Origin of the sequence: Streptococcus sanguinis, assembly GCF_003943655.1 — a bacterium.
Classification (GTDB): Bacteria; Bacillota; Bacilli; order Lactobacillales; family Streptococcaceae; genus Streptococcus; species Streptococcus sanguinis_F.
The window spans coordinates 228,937-250,431 of the sequence record NZ_RJMM01000001.1; the positions used below are offsets into that span (position 1 = coordinate 228,937).

The 21,495-nt window shown below is 48.8% G+C and carries 25 protein-coding genes; all 25 read left to right on the forward strand.

The genetic code is table 11. The annotated features are described in order from the left end of the window. The first annotated feature begins 16 nt into the window (after positions 1-16). A complete protein-coding gene (locus D8886_RS01080) occupies positions 17-1,375 on the forward strand; it encodes a cobyrinic acid a,c-diamide synthase CobB (RefSeq protein ID WP_125433964.1) in 1,359 nt (452 codons plus the stop codon). Position 1,376: 1 nt separating this feature from the next. Next, on the forward strand, positions 1,377-2,327 hold the full coding sequence (gene cbiB / locus D8886_RS01085; protein ID WP_125433965.1) for an adenosylcobinamide-phosphate synthase CbiB: 951 nt from the start codon (positions 1,377-1,379) through the stop codon (positions 2,325-2,327). A gap of 9 nt (positions 2,328-2,336) precedes the next feature. After that, positions 2,337-3,035 (forward strand): cobalt-precorrin-8 methylmutase, encoded by a 699-nt coding sequence (locus D8886_RS01090; protein WP_125433966.1) that lies wholly within the window; start codon positions 2,337-2,339, stop codon positions 3,033-3,035. After that, positions 3,036-3,740 (forward strand): cobalt-precorrin-8 methylmutase, encoded by a 705-nt coding sequence (locus D8886_RS01095; protein ID WP_125433967.1) that lies wholly within the window; start codon positions 3,036-3,038, stop codon positions 3,738-3,740. It begins immediately after the preceding gene. Continuing rightward, a complete protein-coding gene (gene cbiD / locus D8886_RS01100) occupies positions 3,740-4,867 on the forward strand; it encodes a cobalt-precorrin-5B (C(1))-methyltransferase CbiD (RefSeq protein WP_002896466.1) in 1,128 nt (375 codons plus the stop codon). The genes D8886_RS01095 and cbiD overlap by 1 nt, the downstream gene beginning before the upstream one ends. After that, positions 4,858-5,490 (forward strand): cobalt-precorrin-7 (C(5))-methyltransferase, encoded by a 633-nt coding sequence (locus D8886_RS01105; RefSeq protein ID WP_125357172.1) that lies wholly within the window; start codon positions 4,858-4,860, stop codon positions 5,488-5,490. Before cbiD ends, D8886_RS01105 begins: the two co-directional genes overlap by 10 nt. Beyond that, the gene (locus D8886_RS01110; protein ID WP_125433968.1) at positions 5,462-6,031 is read left to right on the forward strand and encodes a decarboxylating cobalt-precorrin-6B (C(15))-methyltransferase; all 570 of its coding nucleotides are present in this window, start codon (positions 5,462-5,464) and stop codon (positions 6,029-6,031) included. The genes D8886_RS01105 and D8886_RS01110 overlap by 29 nt, the downstream gene beginning before the upstream one ends. After that, positions 6,031-6,804, forward strand: coding sequence for a cobalt-precorrin-4 methyltransferase (locus D8886_RS01115; RefSeq protein WP_002919595.1), 774 nt, complete (start codon positions 6,031-6,033; stop codon positions 6,802-6,804). Before D8886_RS01110 ends, D8886_RS01115 begins: the two co-directional genes overlap by 1 nt. After that, positions 6,794-7,855, forward strand: coding sequence for a cobalt-precorrin 5A hydrolase (gene cbiG / locus D8886_RS01120; RefSeq protein WP_185761213.1), 1,062 nt, complete (start codon positions 6,794-6,796; stop codon positions 7,853-7,855). The genes D8886_RS01115 and cbiG overlap by 11 nt, the downstream gene beginning before the upstream one ends. 76 nt (positions 7,856-7,931) lie before the next feature. Next, positions 7,932-8,657: a precorrin-3B C(17)-methyltransferase gene (cobJ, locus tag D8886_RS01125; protein WP_125356104.1), complete on the forward strand. Its 726-nt coding sequence runs from the start codon at positions 7,932-7,934 to the stop codon at positions 8,655-8,657. Beyond that, entirely contained in the window at positions 8,654-9,403 is a 750-nt protein-coding gene (cobK, locus tag D8886_RS01130) for a precorrin-6A reductase (RefSeq protein ID WP_125433970.1), read from the forward strand. The genes cobJ and cobK overlap by 4 nt, the downstream gene beginning before the upstream one ends. An 18-nt stretch (positions 9,404-9,421) precedes the next feature. Then, positions 9,422-10,861, forward strand: coding sequence for a uroporphyrinogen-III C-methyltransferase (cobA, locus tag D8886_RS01135; RefSeq protein ID WP_125433971.1), 1,440 nt, complete (start codon positions 9,422-9,424; stop codon positions 10,859-10,861). Between the two features lie 13 nt (positions 10,862-10,874). Further along, on the forward strand, positions 10,875-11,642 hold the full coding sequence (locus tag D8886_RS01140; protein ID WP_125433972.1) for a sirohydrochlorin cobaltochelatase: 768 nt from the start codon (positions 10,875-10,877) through the stop codon (positions 11,640-11,642). A gap of 9 nt (positions 11,643-11,651) precedes the next feature. Further along, positions 11,652-12,353 (forward strand): cobalt-factor II C(20)-methyltransferase, encoded by a 702-nt coding sequence (locus D8886_RS01145; protein ID WP_002929341.1) that lies wholly within the window; start codon positions 11,652-11,654, stop codon positions 12,351-12,353. Positions 12,354-12,422: 69 nt separating this feature from the next. Continuing rightward, the gene (locus tag D8886_RS01150) at positions 12,423-13,157 is read left to right on the forward strand and encodes an energy-coupling factor ABC transporter permease (RefSeq protein WP_002929343.1); all 735 of its coding nucleotides are present in this window, start codon (positions 12,423-12,425) and stop codon (positions 13,155-13,157) included. Next, a complete protein-coding gene (locus tag D8886_RS01155) occupies positions 13,154-13,459 on the forward strand; it encodes an energy-coupling factor ABC transporter substrate-binding protein (protein WP_002929345.1) in 306 nt (101 codons plus the stop codon). Before D8886_RS01150 ends, D8886_RS01155 begins: the two co-directional genes overlap by 4 nt. 114 nt (positions 13,460-13,573) lie before the next feature. Then, entirely contained in the window at positions 13,574-14,248 is a 675-nt protein-coding gene (locus D8886_RS01160) for a CbiQ family ECF transporter T component (protein ID WP_125433973.1), read from the forward strand. A 62-nt stretch (positions 14,249-14,310) separates the two neighbouring features. After that, on the forward strand, positions 14,311-15,126 hold the full coding sequence (locus tag D8886_RS01165; protein ID WP_002896446.1) for an energy-coupling factor ABC transporter ATP-binding protein: 816 nt from the start codon (positions 14,311-14,313) through the stop codon (positions 15,124-15,126). After that, positions 15,111-16,610 (forward strand): cobyric acid synthase, encoded by a 1,500-nt coding sequence (locus D8886_RS01170; protein ID WP_125433974.1) that lies wholly within the window; start codon positions 15,111-15,113, stop codon positions 16,608-16,610. The genes D8886_RS01165 and D8886_RS01170 overlap by 16 nt, the downstream gene beginning before the upstream one ends. Continuing rightward, positions 16,607-17,182 carry a cob(I)yrinic acid a,c-diamide adenosyltransferase gene (locus D8886_RS01175; RefSeq protein ID WP_002896444.1) on the forward strand — a complete coding sequence of 192 codons (576 nt, stop codon included), beginning with the start codon at positions 16,607-16,609 and terminating at the stop codon, positions 17,180-17,182. The genes D8886_RS01170 and D8886_RS01175 overlap by 4 nt, the downstream gene beginning before the upstream one ends. Positions 17,183-17,193: 11 nt before the next feature. Further along, a complete protein-coding gene (locus D8886_RS01180; RefSeq protein WP_002896443.1) occupies positions 17,194-17,625 on the forward strand; it encodes a precorrin-2 dehydrogenase/sirohydrochlorin ferrochelatase family protein in 432 nt (143 codons plus the stop codon). Between the two features lie 15 nt (positions 17,626-17,640). Further along, a complete protein-coding gene (hemA, locus tag D8886_RS01185; protein ID WP_125433975.1) occupies positions 17,641-18,894 on the forward strand; it encodes a glutamyl-tRNA reductase in 1,254 nt (417 codons plus the stop codon). Next, the gene (gene hemC, locus D8886_RS01190) at positions 18,881-19,801 is read left to right on the forward strand and encodes a hydroxymethylbilane synthase (protein WP_125433976.1); all 921 of its coding nucleotides are present in this window, start codon (positions 18,881-18,883) and stop codon (positions 19,799-19,801) included. Before hemA ends, hemC begins: the two co-directional genes overlap by 14 nt. Beyond that, positions 19,786-20,511: a uroporphyrinogen-III synthase gene (locus D8886_RS01195; protein ID WP_125433977.1), complete on the forward strand. Its 726-nt coding sequence runs from the start codon at positions 19,786-19,788 to the stop codon at positions 20,509-20,511. Before hemC ends, D8886_RS01195 begins: the two co-directional genes overlap by 16 nt. Beyond that, positions 20,498-21,469: a porphobilinogen synthase gene (hemB, locus tag D8886_RS01200; RefSeq protein ID WP_125433978.1), complete on the forward strand. Its 972-nt coding sequence runs from the start codon at positions 20,498-20,500 to the stop codon at positions 21,467-21,469. The genes D8886_RS01195 and hemB overlap by 14 nt, the downstream gene beginning before the upstream one ends. Positions 21,470-21,495: the final 26 nt, after the last annotated feature.

Sequence of the window (21,495 nt, forward strand, 5' to 3'; positions counted from 1 at the left end):
AATCTGGAGTAAAGCGATGAAGCAATTTATGCTAGCTGGTGTTTCCAGCGGTGTTGGAAAGACTACAGTTACCCTAGGGATTTTGAAAGCTCTGGCAGACAGAGGTTATCAGGTCCAGCCTTATAAGGTAGGACCTGATTATATTGATACAGCTTATCATAGTCGGATTACCAAGCGACCGTCGCGGAATGTGGACAGCTTTATGATACCGGACGATCAGAGTCTGGCTTGGTCCTACTATAAATGGCATGGAGATGCGGATGTGGCAGTGGTCGAAGGAGTCATGGGGCTCTTTGATGGTCTGGGAACAGACAAGGACTGTGCGTCCTCTGCTTCTGTTGCTAAGAAGTTGGGAATTCCGGTTGTCTTGATTATCGATGGAAAGGCGACATCAACCTCGGCGGCAGCTATGGTCCATGGATTTGCGACTTTTGATCCGGACTTGGATATTGCTGGGGTCATTATCAATCGGGTGGCTTCGCAGACTCACTTTGAACTTATCAAGGGCGCCATTGAGCGTTACACGGATGTCGAAGTGCTGGGCTATCTGCCTAAAAATACAACAGCAGAGCTGCCATCGCGTCACCTGGGTCTAATCCCAGACGTAGAAATGGATGATTTGGACCGTCGATTTGAGGAATTGGGATCGGCAGCGGCTAAGCATATAAATCTAGACAGGCTGCTGGAAAATGCAGAACTGCCCGATAAGCAGATGACCAATCCTTTTCATATCCACAATGATCAGCCCTTGACTTTGGCTTATGCTTTGGATGATGCTTTCCACTTTTACTACGAAGATAATTTGGACTTTTTAAGAGAGCTCAAGGTCCAGTTAGTACCTTTCAGCCCTCTGAAAGATAAGGAGCTGCCAGCTGCAGACGCTTATTACTTTGGCGGAGGTTTTCCGGAAGTCTACGCTCAGGAGCTGATGGCAAATGATGACTTTCGTGCTTCGGTTAAGAAAGCACACGAGCAGGGCCGGCCAATCTACGCAGAATGCGGTGGCCTCATGTATCTGGGAGAGTTGCTGGAAGTAGAGGGTCAGGTCTATGAGATGGTCGGTATTTTCAAGGGCAAGAGCCTGATGACCCCCGGCCTGAAAAGCTTTGGCTACTGCCAAGCAGAAACGCAGGTAAATAGTCTTTTTGGTCCTAAAGGTACAGCTGTCAGGGGACATGAGTTTCACCATTCGGTCTTTGAGACGGAGGAAGATACGGTCCTCAAGCTCGAGAAGGTCAGAGACGGTCAGGTCGTAGCTGCCTGGACAGGCGGTTATCAAAAGGGCCGAACCTTTGCCAGCTACCTGCATGTTCATTTTTATCAGGATGAGCAGCTGCTGGCCAACTGGCTGAACTATATCAAAGAGGCGAAGTGATATGACACTCATTGCAATTTTTTTGGCCGTCTTACTGGACTGGCTGATTGGCGACCCCTATAGCTGGCCTCATCCGGTCAAGTGGATGGGTTCCTATATTTATTTATGTATGCACTTGCAGGAGAAAAGGCAGTTTTCGCCCTATCTATTTGGCTTTTTTCTCTGGTTGACAACAGTTGGATTGGCGCTGGGAGTAAGCTACGGGCTACTTTGGTTGGCTGGTCTTGTTCATCCCGTCCTCTACTGGATTGTCTGGATCTATCTGGCCTATGCCAGTTTGGCGACTAAGAGTCTAGCTTTTGAGGCCCGAAAAGTTTACCATACGCTCAAGTTTGGTAGTTTGGAAGAAGCTAGAAAGCAAGTTGGCATGATTGTCGGCCGTGAAACTTCTCATCTGACACCAGAGGAAATCAGTAAGGCGACGATTGAGACGGTGGCTGAAAATACCAGTGACGGGGTTATCGGACCACTGCTCTGCCTCTTTCTGGGAGGACCTATTCTAGCTATGACCTATAAGGCAATCAATACCTTGGACTCTATGGTGGGCTATAAGACGGAGAAATACCGCAAAATCGGCTTGATATCTGCCAAGATGGATGATCTGGCCAATCTGGTTCCTGCGCGTTTGACTTGGCTTTTCTTGATTCTCAGTAGTCAGATTTTACTGCTGGATATCAAAGGAGCCCTGCGGATTGGCTGGCGGGATCGCTATCAGCATGCCAGTCCCAACAGTGCTTTTTCGGAGGCAGTTGTAGCTGGAGCTCTGGGGATTCAGCTAGGCGGACCGCACGTCTATCACGGAGAGCTGATTGAGAAGCCCACCATTGGAGAGGCTTCCAGACCGGTTGAGGTAGATGATATTCAGACAGCTATCTCTCTCCTTTATACAAGCACCATGACAGGTTTAATCTTGTTCACTCTTTTTTATTTAGTAAAGCAAGCATATTTCTAGGAGTATACTATGACATATATTCAAAATCCTTCTTCTATCGAGGAAAAGAGCTTTCAAATTATTCAGTCTACGATTACTGAAAAAGATCCTGATTATGTCTTCCATTCGGAAATGGAAGAATCCATTATCAAGAGGGCTATCCATACGACAGGAGATTTCGATTATCTCTATACCATGCGCTTTGAGCATGACGTCCTTAAAAAAATAGAAGAAGTAATTCGAGCTAAGGGAACCATTCTACTGGACTCTAATATCTCTCTCAACGGGATTAACAAGCGCGTTCTTGACCAGCTGGGTGTGAGCTACCGCTGTTTGATCAGCGATGAGGAAGTGGTTGCGCTGGCCAAGGAAAAGCAGATTACCAGAGCCATGGCAGCTGTTGAGATAGCAGCCAAGATTGAAGGCCCTAAAGTATTCGCCTTTGGTGGTGCTCCGACTGCCTTGTCTTATCTGATTGAACTAGCAGAGCAGGGACTGGTAGAACCAGACGCTGTGATTGGGGTTCCGGTCGGCTTTATCAATGTCGAAGAATCCAAAGAAGAGCTGCTTCAGTCAGGTCTTCCTGCCCTTGTCAATGTCGGCAGAAAAGGTGGCAGTACGATTGTGGTAGCCATTATCAATGCCATTATTTATCAGCTGAGAGAAGTGGTGACGGATGACTATGTCCGCTACTCTACCCCGTCCAGTAAAGAAGGAGGAAAGAACTAGATGTCCTATCTAAAAGCAGCGCACAAGATTGAAGAGGCTAGTTTTAGCAAGATTCAGGAAATTATTGACCAAGAGCATCCAGATATTCAGTTTTCGGATCCTTTCGAAGAGGCAGTGCTCAAGCGGGTGGTCTTTACCAGTGCAGACTTTGACTACCTCTACAATATCAAGTTTTCCAATCAGGTGATTGAGAAAATCCTCTACGTCCTCCGAAACAAGGGCACGATTTTTACGGATACGACCATGGTCTTGGGCGGTTTCAATAAAAAATTGCTGGATGACCTAGGTGTTTCCTATCGCTGTCTGGTCAATGAGCCAGCAATCTTTAAGGAAGCTAAGGAAAAGGGAATTACTCGTTCCATGGCTGCTGTTGAATATTCAGCCAAAGTGGACGGTCCAAAGCTCTTTGTCTTTGGGAATGCTCCAACTTCTATCTTTAAGGTTTTGGATATGGTCGAAGAGGGAAGCTTGCAGCCGGATGCGGTTGTCGGGGTTCCGGTCGGCTTTGTCGGAGCGGCAGAATCCAAGCTCAAACTGCATGAAAGTTCTGTGCCTTCTATCGCGGCACTGGGGCAAAAAGGCGGCAGTACCATCGCAGCAGCTGTGGTCAATGCCATTCTCTATCAGCTCAAGCTCGACACTACAGACTATGAGCGTTACAGTGTTTCAGATAAAAAGCAGGCTCCGGAGAAAGGAGAGGGCTGATAATGGATGAATACGCTTATGTCAATGGAAAGAAATTAAGAAAAGGTTTTACGACTGGCACTTGTGCGACAGCGGCGACCGTTGCAGCCTTGAGTATGATTCTAAATCAGGAAAGGGAAGAAAAGGTTACTGTTCATACGGCTTCAGGTGTGGAAGTGACCATGGATGTTCACAATCCTTCCTTTGGACCAGAAGAAGCGACAGCAGCCATTGAAAAAGATGGTGGTGATGACGCGGATGCGACGCACGGCCTCTTGATTTATTCGACCGTGACCCTTCTGCCAGATCAGACGGAAATCGAGATTGACGGTGGTCAGGGCGTCGGGCGTGTAACCGAGAAAGGACTGGCCTGCGATGTCGGCATGGCAGCCATCAATCCGACTCCTAGACGGATGATTGAGCAGCATGTTCGTGAGATTATCGGTCCCAACTGTGGAGCACGGGTTATCATTTCCGTTCCTGGCGGCGAAGAAACGGCCAAGCTGACCTACAATTCCAGACTAGGTATTGTCGGCGGCATTTCAATCTTGGGAACGACAGGGATTGTCAATCCAATGTCCGAGGACAGCTGGAAGGCGTCTATCACGATCGAGCTAACCATGCTCTATAATCAAGGACATCGCTCAGTCGTCTTGGTACCGGGGAATTACGGTGAAGATTTTGCGACTAATACTGTGGGGATTCCAGCTGGGCGCATCGTCAATATGAGTAACTTTGTTGGCCATGTCCTCAAAGAAGTGCAGCGGATCGGCTTTACCAAGGTTTTGATGATTGGCCACATGGGCAAGTTTGTCAAAGTGGCGGCTGGGATTTTCTCTACCCACAGCAAGGACTCGGATGCCCGTATGGAAACGCTGGTGGCTAATCTAGCCCTGATGGGGGCGCCTATTGAGCTGCTGGAAAAGGTTGACAAGTGCTTGACGACCGAGGCAGCTGGGACAGCCATTAAAGAATTTTCTTATGAGGGTGTCTATCAGGTCTTGGCGGATAAGATCAAGGCTAGAAGTGAGCGCCTGCTCCGCTATCGTAAGCCAGAAGTCAATATTGAAGTGGTCGTCTTTGGGACTGAGGAAGGCTATTTGGCATCAACCCAGCCTTTGGAGCAGATAAAGGAGGAATGGACATGATTTATGTTATCGGAATTGGTCCGGGAGATCCTAGCTATGGTCTTCTGGGACAGGAAGCCTATTTTGAGAAGGCTGACCGTATTTTGGGCAGCGAGCGGCATCTGGAAATTTTACCACCGGCTTATCGGGATAAGGGCCTAGTCCCGCCTAAAAAATTAGCTGCGCTGGCAGAATTGCTGGGGAGCTTTGGTGAGGATGAAGAAATTCTATATCTGGCCTCAGGCGACCCGCTGATTTATGGCTTGGGCAAATGGCTATCAGAGAAGTTCAAGGGGCGCGTGGTCATCTCACCGGGTATCAGCGCCATGCAGTATCTGGCCAGCAGAATTGCCCTGCCTATGAACGACGCTTATCTGACGAGTAGCCATGCTAAGGTGCCTAACTTTGACTTGATTATGAGTCTGTCAAAAGTCTTTATGGTGACCGATCAGAAAGTTGGCCCCTACGAGATTGCTCAAGAGGCTGTTAAAAGAGGCTTAGATAAGGTGCTGGTCATTGGTGAGCAGCTGAGTTATGAAGACGAGCGTATTACCATTCTGCCTGCGAGTGAGGTAGAAGATAGAGAATATGAAATGAATGTGGTGGTGGTGTTAGATGAGGGATTCGGAATTTATCAGGGCTAAAGTCCCTATGACTAAGGAAGAAGTCAGAGCCATCAGTTTGGATAAGTTGGAGCTGCATCGAGCCAAGCGCATGCTGGATGTCGGCTCTGGAACTGGCAGTGTTACGATTCAGGCAGCCCGAACCTATCCAGAACTGGAAGTGGTGGCAGTGGAGCGCAATGAAGATGCGGTGGCCTTGACGCAGGAGAATATCCAGCACTTTGGCTGCCACAATGTCCATCTCCATCAAGGACTGGCTCCGATTGAGCTGGATGGCAGCTTTGATGCCATTTTTGTCGGAGGGACCGGGGGCAATATGCAGGAGATCTTCGACTGGTGTGCTCAGCTCATGGAGCCGGGCGGTCGGCTGGTCTTGAACTTTATCCTACTGGAGAATGCTCTGGAAGCAGCTCAAATAGCGGAGCAGATGGACTGGGAGAATCTAGAGATTGTCTCCGTTCAGGCTAGTCGCTGGACGGGGATAGGCAAGGGGCACTATTTCAAGCCTCAGAATCCGACTATTATCGTTTCCTGTAAGAAAAAAGAAAGAGAGGCTAATTGATGTCCAAAGTACATTTTGTTGGAGCAGGCCCAGGTGATGTGGAGCTGATTACGCTCAAAGGTTACAAGCAGTTGTCTGAGGCTGATGTGGTCATTTATGCAGGCTCCTTGGTCAATCCAGACCTGCTCAACTACTGTAAGGAAGGGGCTGAGATTCACGACAGCGCCAGCATGCACTTGATGGAAATCATCGATGTCATGGAGGCTGGAGTCAAGGCTGGTAAAGATGTGGTTCGTTTGCAGACGGGAGATTTCTCCATCTACGGCTCCATTCGAGAGCAAATCGAAGAGATGAAGAAGCGGGGCATTGAATTTGACTGTACGCCGGGCGTCAGCTCTTTTCTGGGAGCTGCTTCCAGTATCGGGGCAGAGTATACCGTACCAGAGGTTTCTCAGAGTCTCATCATCACTCGGATGGCTGGCCGGACGCCTGTGCCAGATCGGGAATCCCTGAAAAGTTATGCTCAGCATCGGACCTCTATGGCCATCTTCCTGTCCGTTCAAGGTATTGAAAAGGTCGTCAGTGAGCTGATCGAGGGTGGCTATCCTCCAGAAACGCCTGTGGCTGTCATTTACAAGGCTACTTGGCCGGATGAAAAGAAGGTCTTTGGCGATTTGACAAATATTGCTGAGAAGGTCAAGGAAGCTAAGATTAGAAAGACAGCTTTGATTTTGGTCGGTGACTTTTTAGGTCAGGAATTCTACTATTCCAAGCTCTACCATGCAGATTTTCAGCATGAGTTCAGACGGGGGAAGAGCAGCCATGCCAAGTAATTCTCAACCTCGCTACGCAATCGCAACAGTGACAGCGGTCGGCAAGGACTTGGCTCTGACTCTGCGAGAAAAGCTGGGCAAGGAAATCCCTATCTATACGACACCTCGCTTGGCAGATGACAGGGTCATTGCCATCGAAGGACGTGTGATTGAGGCGCTTGGTCAGCTCTTTCAGGAAGTGGATGTTCTCATTTGTATCATGGCTATCGGGGCAGTTGTGCGAGCTATTGCACCAGTCTTGAAAGACAAGGCGACTGACCCAGCAGTGGTTGTCATGGATGAGAAAGCGACCAATGTCATCAGCCTGCTGAGCGGACATCTAGGCGGAGCCAATCAAGTGACGCTAGACATCGCAGAACTGCTCGGTTCAAATCCTGTCATCACGACAGCGACAGATGTGCAGAATGTAACAGCTCTGGACAATCTGGCTCAGTCGGTCAATGGCTGGCGGCCAGAATTGAGAGAATTCATCAAGCCTTTCAACAGCTATCTAGGCAGCGGTCGAACAGTCTATTTCTATCAGGAAAAGGACTGGGTTACGGACCTTCGCGGCCTAACTCTTGTGAGTGAAGAAGAGCTGGTGGCTGTTCTCAAGGGAACAGACCCGCTGATTCTGCTGACTGCAGAAAAAAAAGACATTCAAAGAGAAAATCTGGCTCTCATCTATCCTCAACCCTATATCTTAGGAGTTGGAGCGAGAAAGGATGTGGCTCCTGCTGTCTTGCGAGAGGGCTTTGAGGAATTTTGTCAGCAGCAGGGAATTTCTGCCAGTGAGATTTCTAAAATCGTCAGCATTGATGTCAAGAAGGATGAAGCAGCTATTCTAGCCTTGGCTGAGGAATTGGGCTGTCCCTTTGAGACCTTTAGTAAGGAGGAGCTGTCTGTCGTAGCAGACCGCTATCCTCAGTCAGAATTTGTCAAAAAGACAGTCGGAGTCGGCAGTGTCGCCTTGGCCAGCGCAGATCTGGCCAGTCAGGGGCAAGTCCTGACTGAGCGCTTTGCCAAGAATGGCTGTACCTATGCGCTTGCAAAAGCAATAACCAAAAAGTAAATAAAAAAGAGCAGACGGTCTTATGAACCAACTGCCCTTATAGAATTTTATCATACCCATAAAGGAGAAAAAATATATGTTATACGTTATCGGATTAGGCCCAGGTAAAAAAGAATTGATGTCGCAAGAAGCATTGGCTGCTATAGCCGATTGTGAAATTATCGTCGGCTACTCGACTTATATGCGATTGATTCTTGATTTGGTCAAGGACAAGGAGCTCGTAGCGAATGGTATGCGTCAGGAAATCGACCGTTGTCAAAAGGCTATTGATTTGGCTAGAGAGACTGGCAAAAATGTCGGAGTTGTTTCTAGTGGAGATGCCGGAGTCTATGGAATGGCTGGCTTGATCTTAGAATTGCTGGGAGATGCCAGTGATGTAGAAGTTAAAGTGGTTCCAGGTATCACAGCTAGTCTGGGTGCAGCTGCAGCGATGGGAGCTCCCCTCATGAACGACTTCTGTCATATCAGTCTGAGTGACTTGATGACGCCTTGGGAAATGATTGAAAAGCGTCTGCATGCCGCAGCTCAAGGTGACTTTGTTGTCTGCCTTTACAACCCTCGGAGTAAGGGACGTCCAGACCATCTAGCAAAAGCACTTTCTATCATGTCTGAGTATAAGTCAGAGGATACTATTGTCGGTATCGGTAAGGATATTGGCCGTAAGGATGAGGAAATCATCTTGACGACTATCAAAGACTTGGATGAAACTTTGGTAGATATGACGACAATCGTTATCGTTGGTAACAAAGAAACTTATGTTAAAAACGGACGCATGATTACACCTCGAGGATATACTTTATGATGAAATTACTGCTGGGAGGGACATCCGACAGCACCGCTATTTTAGAAGTGCTTGACCGCTTGAAAATCGATGTGACCAGCTCTGTTGTCACAGACTACGGCCGGCACTTGGCTTCCAAATTTGGCCAGCCGGTCATTCAGGGCCGGCTGACAGCCGAGGATATGGTTGCCTTCATCAAAGAGAATGATGTGGATGAAATCATTGATGCGACCCATCCTTTTGCGGACATCGTATCTAAGGAGGCCATTCGGGCAGCAGAGATGGCCGGTGTATCTTACCTGCGCTTTGAGCGCCAGGCGACCTTGGATTTGAGTGGAGCTATCGTGGTGCATTCGACCCAAGAAGCGATTGAAAAGATTGCCAAGCGCGGCTACAAGACAGTCTATCTGGGAACAGGCAGCAAGACCCTGCCGCTCTTTGTCAAGGGCCTACCAGAGCAGCGGATTGTCGTTCGCGTTCTGCCGACTTCGGAAGTGCTTCTGGCTTGTGAGCAGCTGGGACTGGTAGCGGATCAGATTGATGCGATTAAGGCCCCATTTTCCAAAGAGTGTAATAAAGAGCTCTTGCTGCGCTCAGGAGCAGATGTCTTTGTTTCCAAGGAGAGCGGTACCGTCGGCGGTATTCGTGAAAAGATTGATGGCTGTCAAGAGCTGGGGATGGACTGCATTATCATCTCTCGGCCAATTGTGGCCTATCCGCAGATGGTTTCTAACTTGGAAGAGTTAGAGGCTTATCTGACAAAATAGCTAATAAAAGGAGAAAAAATGTCCGGTTTAGTAACATTACTGGGAGCAGGTCCAGGTGATGCGGAGTTGCTGACCCTCAAAGGAAAGAGACGGCTTCAAGAAGCAGATGTCTTGGTCTTTGACCGCTTGGTCAATCAAGAGCTCTTTCAGCATCTAAAGTCTGACTGCGAAAAGATAGATGTCGGCAAAAAGCCAGGCCAGCCCTGCATCCGACAGGAAGAAATTGAAAAGATTCTTATCGAAAAAGCCCGTCAGGGCAAGCGGGTAGTCCGCCTTAAGAGTGGCGATCCCTATATCTTTGGCCGAGGCGGAGAAGAAGGAGTCAAGCTGGTGGAAGCTGGTGTGGACTTTGAAGTGGTGCCAGGCATCACCTCTGCTGTGGCTGGTCTGACCTATGCTGGGATTCCTATGACTTATCGGGATGTAGCGACTAGCTTCCATGTCTTTACAGCCCATCTCAAGGATGAGACAGAAATGCTCAACTGGGAAGCCATTTCTGAGCTCAAAGGAACCTTGGTCTTCCTCATGGGCATGAAAAATCTGCCTTCCATCGTCCAAGAGTTGACGGCTAGAGGCTATAGCAAGGACAAGCCAGCCGCCATCGTTGAATGGGGAACCCATCCTCAACAGCGCTCGGTGGAAGGGACCTTGGGCAACATAGTCGAACTAGCAGAAGCTGAGGACTTTAAGGCGCCGAGTGTCATCGTGGTAGGTGATGTCGTGGCCTATAGACAGCAGCTGAATTTCCATGAGAATCTGCCGCTTTTCGGCCGGAAAATCCTCATCCAGCAGTCAGAGACGGGCAGACTTCCGCGTTTACTTAAGGATGCTGGAGCTGCGCTGACTACTTTCCCAGCTAGAGATTTGGTTGAAGAGTTAGACTTGCAGCTGCCGGATTTGGAGCAGGTAGACGGACTCCTCTTTGCAGACATGCAGAGCTGGCCGCTCTTCTTGAAAGCCCTCCGCAAGGCAGGCAAAGACTTGCGCAGTCTGCCGCACATCCGCTTTGCAGCTATTGGTCATCATACGGCCAAGTCTATCGAAGCGAGCGGGATTGTGCTGGATCGGATGACGCCTCAGCAGTCGGATGCGGATTTTGCAGTTGCTCTGGAAAAAGAAGGCGGTAACTGGTATATTCTGACAGCTGAGCATAAGATAGCCAGTCTGGCAGAACTCTATTCGTTGCCGATTATTGCTAGCCACAGGCTGGCCTTTGACAGTCAGATTAGCAGTGCCAATTGGTCAGAGATTGAAGTGGTCTGTCTTCCGAACTCAGCTGCGGCCATGAACTTTGTAGCAGCCAGTCAGGAAGCTGGATTTGACTGGAAAGATGTCCCTGTCGTTGTCATGGGTGCTAGTACGCGGGCTGTTTTAGAGGAAGCAGGCTTTAGCAAGATTGTTGAGACAGATGAAGCGACGATTGCTTCCATCATTGATAAATGTCGGGAAATTCTCTGAAAGGAGGTAAATCATGAGTAAAGCTATAGTAGTTGTCAGTTTCGGAACAACCTATCCCAAGACCAGACGCAAAACAATCGAGGCTTGTGAGCAGGCTATTCAGGAACATTTTCCAGACTATCCGGTCCACCGAGCTTTTACTTCCAATGTCGTTAGACGGCGGATTAAGAAGCAGGAAGGGCTAGATATTCCTACGGTCAAAGAGGTTTTGGAGCAGCTCTTGGAAGAGGGGACTGAAGAGGTCTATATCCAGCCTCTCCATGTCATTTTGGGCAGCGAGTATGAAAAGATTATCGCTCAAGCCAAAGAGTTTGAATCTGTTTTTAAAAAGCTGGTCGTTGCCAAGCCTCTGCTCAACAGTCAGGAAGACTATGAGGCTGTCAAGGATATTCTGCTGGAACGGTATGGCCATGAAGGTCATGATGCAGCAACCGTTCTGATGGGGCACGGCAGTCAGCATTATGCCTTTACAGCTTATGCAGCCTTAGATCATATGATGAAGGGAAACTCAGTCTATATCGGATGTGTAGAAAGCTATCCTCCGGTTGAGCTGATTGAGCAGGAACTGAAGAAAGAAGGTGTCCGAGAAGTTCATCTAGCACCCTTCATGCTGGTAGCGGGTGACCATGCGACCAATGATATGAGCTCAGATGAGGAAGGTTCTTGGTATCACTTCTTCAAGGAGCAGGGATATGAGGTTAAGGCCCATCTGGTTGGTCTGGGCGAATACCCTGAGGTTCAGCAGCTCTACATCCAGCATTTAGAAGAAATCATCGAATAGGAGGAAGGAATGGCAAAATTTTACGGAATTGGTGTGGGACCGGGTGATAGCGAGCTAGTGACTATCAAGGCCAGTCGGCTTTTGGAAGACTTAGATATTCTCTATACACCAGAGGCTAAGAAGGGGAGCAAGAGCTTTGCATTAGGTATTGCAGAACCCTACCTGAAAGAGCATCTGGAAATTAAGCAGCGGCATTTCCCTATGGTTCGTTCCAATTCGACCAAAGAAGTCCAGTGGCAGGCCATCTCGGCTGAAATCGCAGAAGATGTCAAGTCTGGCAAGAATGTCGGCTTTATCACACTGGGTGACCCCATGGTCTACAGCACTTACAGCTATCTGCTGGCCCTGCTGGAAAAGGAAATCGACTGTCAGACCATCCCTGGTATAACCTCTTTCTGCAGCATGGCTTCTGAGCTAGGTCAGCCCCTGACTATGGATGAGGAGTCTCTGGCGGTCATGCCGGCTACGGCTTCTGCTGAGAAGATTGAGGCGGCGCTTGAGCTGCATGACTCGATTGTGCTGATGAAGGTGGCCAATCATCTGGATACCGTCCTGCCCCTGCTCGAAAAGCTCGGTCTCTTGCAGCAGACTTTTATGGTCAGCAATTCTTCGACGGATAAACAGCAGACTCTGCTGGGACTCGAAGGAATCACACCAGAAACCAAGCTGCCTTATTTTACTACCCTCCTCGTGAAAAAGAAGATTTTTTAATATCAGAGCCCATGTTCGTGGATAAACATTTATCCTTTTGAGCTTAGGTTCTTAGTAAAGGAAAAAAACATGAAACTATTGAAAAATAAAAAAGTAACTTTTGTGGCCTTGCTGGCTATTTTGGCGGTACTGAGTACCCAGTCTGTGTCAGCTATGCATATCATGGAAGGCTATCTTCCACTCTTTTGGTGTATCTTCTGGTTCGCCGTATTCCTGCCTTTCTTTGTGGTCGGCTTGATGCGCATCAAGAAAATCGTTGCAGAGGATCCAAATTCCAAGACCATGCTGGCCTTGTCCGGTGCCTTTATCTTTATCCTGTCTTCTTTGAAGATTCCATCTGTGACAGGATCTAGCTCTCATCCGACAGGGGTTGGTCTGGGAACTGCTATGTTTGGTCCATCCGTTATCAGCGTTTTGGGAACCATCTGCTTGCTCTTCCAAGCTCTTCTTTTGGCTCATGGTGGCTTGACAACTCTGGGTGCCAATGCCTTCTCAATGGCCGTGGTTGGTCCATTCGTTGGTTATTTCGTTTACAAGTTTGCTAAATCGCTTAAGCTGTCTACACCGGTTTCTATCTTTATCTGTGCTGTGATTGCTGACTTGGCGACCTATGCGACAACTTCTATCCAGCTCGGTTTGGTCTTCCCAGATGCTAACAGCGGTTTTGTTGGTTCTGCGTTGAAGTTCATGGGTGTCTTCTTGACCACTCAAATCCCGATTGCTATCGTAGAAGGATTGCTGACAGTTGTCCTCTATAACTTGATCTCAGAAAATATCAAAGAAAGAGCAGGTCTGTTCAAATGAAAAAATATAAGAATCTCATCTTGATCTTGGCTGCAGTAGCCATCACTCTTACTGCCTTTGTCTTTGCCCCTAAGGGTGTTGAATATAGCGGAACAGATGACGCTGCTGAGCAGGCCATCAGCTCTATCCAAAAGGACTACGAGCCTTGGTTTTCACCGATTTTTGAGCCAGCTGGTCCAGAAGTAGAAAGTCTGCTCTTCACCCTGCAAGGCAGTATCGGAGCGGGTATCATCTTCTATGTCATTGGCTACCACAAAGGAAAAAAACAGGGCCAACAAAAGGAAAACTCTGAACATAAATAAAAGTATTCAACAGTAAGAGCGAGCTCTGGTTCTTGATAGCGATTAAGTTGTCTGGAACCGGAGTTGCTCTGTACTGTGGTATTGCAAAACATAGCTAGAAAGGAGAGTCTCCTCTTGTTTGCGATTGATAAATACGCCTATCAAAATCGGCTGAAAAATCTGCCGGTTGCTTATAAATTTGTCATTTATGTGCTCTTGTTAGCTGTTAGTTTTTCTGGTGTCAGGAGTCTGCAGCTAGGGCTTATCGTCTTGGTGGCGCCTTTGACCTGTTATGTGGCACGACTTCCTTGGCTGCGCTATCTCAAGTGGCATCTGCACGCCAGTATCTTTATCCTGATTAGTCTCTTGACCTTTGTCTTGACTTATCAGAATAGTCAGGAGCAGCTCTTGCTGGCCTTGCCTTTGGGTCAGGGCTATCTAGGCATCAGCCAATCCTCTGTTCAGCAGACCATTTTTATCCTCCTGCGCATCTATTCATCCCTGGTTTCGACTTATTTCTTTGTTCTGACGGTACCTTTTGCTCAGATGCTGCGGCTTTTTAAAGCCATGCACGTGCCACGGGTACTACTAGACTTAATCGTCCTCATGTATCGCTTTATTTTCCTGGTCTTCTATGAGTTTGTGACCATTCGGGATACCTTGGACTTGAAATTCTCCTTTTACAATAAAAGGAAGCAACACCAAGCTTGGGGCAGATTAGCCAATACTCTTTTTGTTAAATTGCTAGATGATAATCAGCATTTAAATGAAGTACTGACGCTAAGATTTGATGCAGAGCACAGTGAATAATGAAAGCGCATTTACAATAAGACTGCTTTTATACTATAATGGAAAGTAGATAGGAAACATAGATGTTACAAGTAAAGAATATTTCTTTTTCGTATGACGAAAATCCAACGCTGCACGATATTTCTATGGACTTCGAAGAGGGCCGGATTACTGGCATTCTGGGAGTCAACGGTTCAGGTAAGTCTACCATCATGAAAATCATCACCCGACTGCTCCAACCGCAGAAGGGCAGTGTTTTATATGATGGTCAGCCTGTAGGCGACTCTAAGAAGGCCTTGTTCCAGTATCGGCAGCATGTCAATATGGTCTTTCAGAATCCAGAGCAGCAGCTCTTTTATACCATTGTGAAGGACGATATTGGCATGGCCTTGGAAAACTTAGGCTATGAAGAAGACGAGATAACCAGCAGAGTGGCAACGGCTTTAGAGATGATGGACATTTCTCATCTGCAGGACAGACCGCTGCAGTATCTGAGCTATGGCCAGAAAAAGCGGGTGGCTATTGCTGGCATGCTGGCCCTGCAGCCCAAGTATCTGCTGCTTGATGAGCCTACGGCAGGATTGGATCCCAAAGGGCGGGACCAGATGGCAGCGACCATGAAAAAGCTGGTTCAGGCTGGGACAAACATCATCGTATCCAGCCATGACATGGATCTGATGTATGACTGCTGTGACTATGCCTACCTGCTGCAGAAGGGGCATTTGATTGCGGAGGGCAGCAAGTTTGATTTCTTCCAGCAGGGAAATCTGCTAGTAGAGGCAGGCTTGGCTGTGCCTTGGATTGTCAAGCTTCATCAGACTATCCAGACGCCACTGGCAGAAAATGAAGCTGCTTTCTTTGAGCAGCTAGGAGGAAATGTAAAATGGTCAAATCATTGATGGTACAGGGAACTGCCTCAGATGCTGGGAAGAGCATTATTGCGGCAGGGCTCTGCCGGATTTTCAAGCAGGATGGCCTAGAAGTGGTGCCTTTTAAGTCGCAGAATATGGCGCTTAATTCCTTTATCACCAAAAAAGGAGATGAAATGGGCCGGGCTCAGGTCGTTCAGGCTGAGGCAGCTGGCAAAGAGCCGGATGTCCGCATGAATCCAGTCCTGCTCAAGCCCACCTCTGACCGCAAGTCCCAGGTTGTTTTTCTAGGCCGGGTACTGCGGGATATGGATGCTGTCGAATACCATGAATACAAGCAGCAGCTCCTGCCTAAGATTAAGGAAGTCTATGATGAGCTAGGTGCTGAGAATGATATCATCGTCATTGAGGGCGCTGGCAGTCCAGCTGAAATCAATCTCAATGACCGAGACATTGTCAATATGGGCATGGCCAAGCTGGTTGATGCGCCAGTGATTTTAGTGGCGGATATTGATAAGGGAGGCGTCTTCGCCTCTATCTACGGAACGATTGAGCTCATGCCGCCTGAGGATCGCAAGCGGATCAAGGGGGTTATTATCAATAAATTCCGTGGCGATGTGGCCCTGCTGCAGTCCGGTATTGATATGATTGAGGAGCTGACCCAGGTGCCGGTTATCGGAGTCGTGCCTTATGCTCAGCTGGATATTGACAGCGAAGACAGTGTCGCACTGGTACAGAAAAGTCGGCGCTTTGATAGCAGAAAGAGTCTGGATATCGCAGTTGTCAGCCTCAAGCGCCTGTCCAACTTTACGGATTTTCACAGTCTGGAAATCCAGCCGGATGTTTCTGTCCGCTATGTCCAGCCTGGTGATGCGATCGGTCGGCCGGATCTCTTGATTCTGCCGGGCAGCAAAAATACCATCGAAGACATGAACTACCTGCGCGAGTCTGGTCTTGAAGCCGAGATTCTCGAGTGTCTGGAGCAGGGCGTGCGAATCTTTGGTATCTGTGGCGGCTATCAGCTGCTGGGACAGAAGATTAGCGATCCGCTGCACCTTGAGTCCGATTTAGAAGAGACTAGGGGTCTGGGAATTTTAGAGACAGAGACGGTGCTTCAGCCGGTCAAGCGGACGACTCAGGTCAGAGCCCTGCATGAGGGACAAGAACTAGAGGGCTACGAGATTCACATGGGGGAAACCCAGCTGGCGGATCGTCTGGAGCCATTTTCCATCATCAAGGAGCAAAATGGTGAGGCAACCGAGCGTCCAGATGGAGCTGTGGCTTATGGCGGGCAGGTGCAAGGAACTTACCTTCATGGGGTCTTTGACAATCTAGAATGGACTCGTCAGTATCTGAATGAACTTCGTCTGGCTAAGGGCTTAGAGCCGCTAGAGGACCAGCTTGTCAGTATCAAAGACTTTAAAGACAGAGAGTATGATAAGTTGGCAGACGTCCTACGCCAGTCTTTGGACATGGAGCAGATTTATCAAATCATCAACAGAGAAGAAAAATGAGAATTTATACGAAATACGGAGACAAAGGGTTTACTCGGCTCTACGGTGGGGATCGAGTATCCAAGACCCATATTCGGGTCGAAGCTTATGGAACGATGGATGAGCTATGCTCTCATCTAGGCTATGTCGTATCTGAGATGCGCGACTATCCTATCTTGGATGACCTACGTCTGGAATGCGAGGAAATCCAGCAGCATCTATTTGACTGCGGCAGCGACTTGGCTACGCCGCGGGAGTTACGCCCCTACAAGCAAGAACCAGCCAATGTCAGCTGGCTGGAGGAGCGGATGGATGAGTATATGCATATCCCTCCGAAAATCGACCGCTTTATCATTCCGGGCGGCCATCGGATTGCCAGTCTCCTGCATGTGGCCCGCACCATGACCAGACGTCTGGAGCGGCGTATGGTAGCTGTTATAGAGGCAGATGAAGCGGTCAATGAGATCGGCTTGATCTATATCAACCGTCTGTCGGATTACTTTTTTGTACTGGCTCGATTGGTCAATGACCGTCTAGAGGAGCCAGATACAATCTACAAACGCAGCGCGAAAATCTTTCGGGAAAAGAAATAGGAGAAGCTAGCATGTATCCAGTCATGATTAATATCAGAGAGAAGAAAGTCGTGGTAGTGGGAGGCGGCAAGGTCGCAGCGCGGAAGATTAAGACCCTGCTGGCTGAGCAGGCTGCTGTGACAGTGGTCAGTCCGACTCTGCATGCTGACATTCCACAGGCGGAGATCCAATGGCTAGCTAGACCCTACCAGACAGGCGATTTGGAAGGCGCAAAGCTAGTCTTTGCCTGTACAGATCAGGCGGAAGTCAACCGTCAGATTATGGAGGATGCGGCACCCAGTCAGCTGGTAAACAATACGGGCGACAAGACCTTTTCCGACTTCTACAATGTAGCCATTGCGAGAAAAAAGGACGTATCTGTCATGATCTCGACCAATGGCCTCTCGCCCAGCCGTTCCAAGGAGATTCGCAAGAAGATAGAAGCAATTTTAGACCAACTTTAAAAGAAGGAAAGAAACATGCACCTATTATATGTGGGTTTGACCCATCAGGAAACACCGCTGACAATTTTGGAAAAAGCACATTTTTCAGATCAGGAGGGGCTTAAAGCTCTGAAGCTCCTGAAAAGAGAAAAAAGTATCTTGGAAAATATCATCCTGTCCACCTGCAATCGGACCGAGCTCTATCTGGTGGTGGACCAGCTGCATACTGGCCGCTACTATTCCAAGCATTTTTTGGCGGACTGGTTTCAGATTCCTGTCAAGGAGCTGGAAGAGTATTTAGTCTTTCGTGAGGGGGATGAGGCCTTGCGGCATCTGCTGCGGGTCTCCATCGGCCTGGAATCCAAGATTGTCGGTGAAAGTCAGGTCTTGGGCCAGCTCAAGCAGGCTTTCTTGACAGCGCAAGATGCTGGTACGACTGGAATTGTCCTCAATCAGGCTTTCAAGCAGGCGCTGACCTTTGCTAAGCGCATGCATGATTCTTATCGGATCAATGACCGGCCTATTTCCATCGGTCTGACGGCCATCCAAGAATTGGACCGGCTGGGGCTGGATTACAGCACTAAAAAGGTAGCCCTTATCGGTTTGGGAGAGATTGGTCAGCTGGTGACTAAGTATGCTCTACAGCGGCCATTCGAATCAGTCATGCTGCTCAATCGGACGTTCAGCAAGGCCCAGCCTTTTCTGACAGAGGACAGGGTATCTGCCCATGGCTGGGATGAATTGGAAGCAGTACTGGCGGATGCGGATGTGGTCTTTTCGGCAGTTAAAACGGAAGAATACATTATCTTTCCCTCTATGCTTAAGGTGGATGCGGTCGTGTTTGACCTCTGTCTGCCGCGTTCCTGCCATCCGAGCTCATCTCTGAAGCTCTATAATATCGAAAATCTGACCAATCAACTGGAGCAATACAAAGCGGAACGGCAGGAGATTGCCGGTCGGATTGCTTTGGAGATTGATGAGGAGCTGGTCAAGTTTGCTGATTGGCGTCAGCAGTTGGGCATTATTCCTCTGATTCAGGAAATCAGGGATAAGGCTTTGGAAGCTCAAGCTTCGGCCATGGAAAGTCTTAATCGTAAGATTCCAGATTTGACAGAGCGGGAGCAGAAGCAGATTTCCAAGCACATGAAGAGTATTATCAACCAAGTCTTGAAGGAGCCAATCTTGCAGCTCAAAGAGCTGTCAGTCGGTGAGCATTCAGACTATGACATTGCCTTGATTGCCAAGATATTTGGCTTGCACAGAGAAAGGGGAAAAGATGAAGGTCATTAAGGTAGGAACCCGCAAGAGTAAGCTGGCCATGACCCAGACCCAACAGTTAGTGGACCAGCTCAAGGCGCTCCATCCAGAGCGGGACTTTGTCCTTGTTCCCTATACTACAAAGGGAGATCGTTTGACCCATGTCAGCCTCCAGGAAATTGGCGGCAAGGGAGTCTTTGTCAAGGAAATCGAGCGGGCTCTCTTGGCTGGTGAGATTGATATGGCGGTCCACAGTCTCAAGGACATGCCGGCTAAGCTAGCTGAGGGCTGTGCGCTCGGTGCGATTAGCCAGCGAGAAGATGTCCGGGATTGCTTGATTTTCCGTCAAGCTGGCCAGACGCTGGCTGACCTGCCTGAGGGCGCTCTTATAGGAACCAGCAGCATTCGTCGACAGGTTCAGCTGCAGGCTCAGAGACCGGATTTGACTTTTAAGCCACTTCGGGGCAACATTGATACCCGTATCAAGAAGCTGGAAGAAGGCGAATACGATGTGATTGTCTTGGCTATGGCCGGTCTTAAACGTTTGGGCTGGCTGGACCAAAGCCGTCTTCACATTCAGCCTTTAGAGACCAGTCTTTGTCTGCCAGCTATTTCTCAGGGCGCTTTGGCGGTGGAATGCCGGGAAGAGGATGAGGAACTGCGGCAACTGTTAGCGGCTGTTCAGGATGATAAGACAGCTGCTGAAGTAGCAGTTGAGAGGGCAGTTTTGGCTCAGATGAATGCAGACTGTACCTTCCCTATCGCTGCTTTTGCCCAGAAAAAAGGTCAGGCCTATCAGCTAGAGGCCATGCTGGCCAAGGAGGACGGCCAATGCGTCTTTGTCAGCCTTCAGGGGCAGGATGGTCAGGAATTGGCAGAGCAGGCTGTGCGCCAATTAGCCGATAAGGGAGCAGTAGGAATGCCATGGTTAAAAAAATAATCTTTACCAGAGAACAGGCGCCGGACTCTGCCTGGCTAGAAAAGATCAGACAGGCTGGATTTGAGACGCATCATGTTCCTCTCATTCGCTGTCAGTCTTTGCCTTTGCCAGAAGCTGTCCAAGCAGTTCTGCCAGAAGCTGACTGGGTCTTTTTTACCAGTGCTGTCGCAGTAGAGGCTTTCAGTCCCTATCTGAAAGAGGACTGCCAGATTGCGACCATTGGGCCGCAGACCAGTCAGGCGCTGGACAAGCTAGGCCGAGCCTGTGTTTTTCAGGCCAGCAGCCACTATGGTATTGATTTTATTCAGGAGTGGCTGGATTTGGCTCTGCCGACGCAGAAGATTTTGCTGCCTCAGAGCAGCCTTTCCAATCCCAGTCTTGCTGAGAAATTAAAAGAAGCAGGTCATGATGTCTGGGCTTGGCCTATGTACGAAACGACCTCAAACCCTGCTGGTCAGGACCAGCTCGAGACCTATCTGTCCCAAGAGGATGTGATTTGGACCTTTGCCAGTCCATCGGCTTGGCAGAGTTTTTGTGCTATTAAGCCCCATCTAGCATCCAGTCATCAGATTGCAGTGATTGGCCAGACAACGGCTCAGGCAGTCAAGGAGTCCGGCTATGGGGTAGACTACCAGCCTCAGAGTCCTTCTGTTGAGGAAATGGTCAAGGAAATAATCAAGAAAGAAGAGAAGAAGCATGGAATTTTATAGACATCGCAGGCTGAGAAGAAGCAGCGGTCTGCGGCAGCTGGTCAGAGAAACTAAGCTGTCTGTGGATGACTTTATCCAGCCCTTGTTTGTCAAGGAAGGGTTGACTGAAAAGCAAGAGGTAGCTTCCATGCCGGGAGTTTATCAGTTCTCCCTCGAGGATTTGCTGCCAGAAGTGCAGGAATGTGTGGACTTGGGCATTCGGGCTTTTATCGTCTTTGGCATTCCGTCAGAAAAGGACGAAACAGGCAGCCAAGCTTCAGCTGAAAATGGCATTGTCCAAGAAGCTATCCGTCTGATCAAGAAGCATTTCCCTGAGACGGTCGTCATTGCAGACACCTGTCTCTGTGAGTTTACCAGTCACGGGCATTGCGGCATTTTACGAGGGGAGGAAGTGGACAATGATCTGTCTCTGACTAGACTGACAGAAGTTGCTGTCAGCCAAGCCAGGGCTGGAGCAGATGTCATTGCTCCTTCCAATGCCATGGACGGTTTTGTGGCGGCTATCCGTCAGGGGCTTGATGCGGCGGGGNTTGAAGACATTCCAATAATGTCCTATGCCATTAAGTTTGCCTCTAGCTTTTATGGACCTTTCCGAGATGCAGGTGAGAGTGCTCCGGCCTTTGGCGACCGCAAGACCTATCAGATGGATCCGGCCAATCGCTTGGAGGCTTTGAGAGAAGCCAAGAGCGATGAGGAGCAAGGAGCAGACTTTCTCATGGTTAAGCCGGCTCTGGCCTTTCTGGATATCCTCAGAGAGCTACGACAGGAGACTAAACTGCCTCTGGTGACCTATAATGTCAGTGGAGAATACGCTATGGTCAAGGCAGCAGCCCAGCAGGGCTGGATCAATGAAAAAGCCATTGTCATGGAAACTTTGACCAGTATGAAGCGGGCTGGTGCAGACTTGATTATCACCTATTTTGCCAAGGATGCGGCCGGCTATCTGAGAGAAGGATAGAGACTGCGGAAAATCAGCAGTTTTCT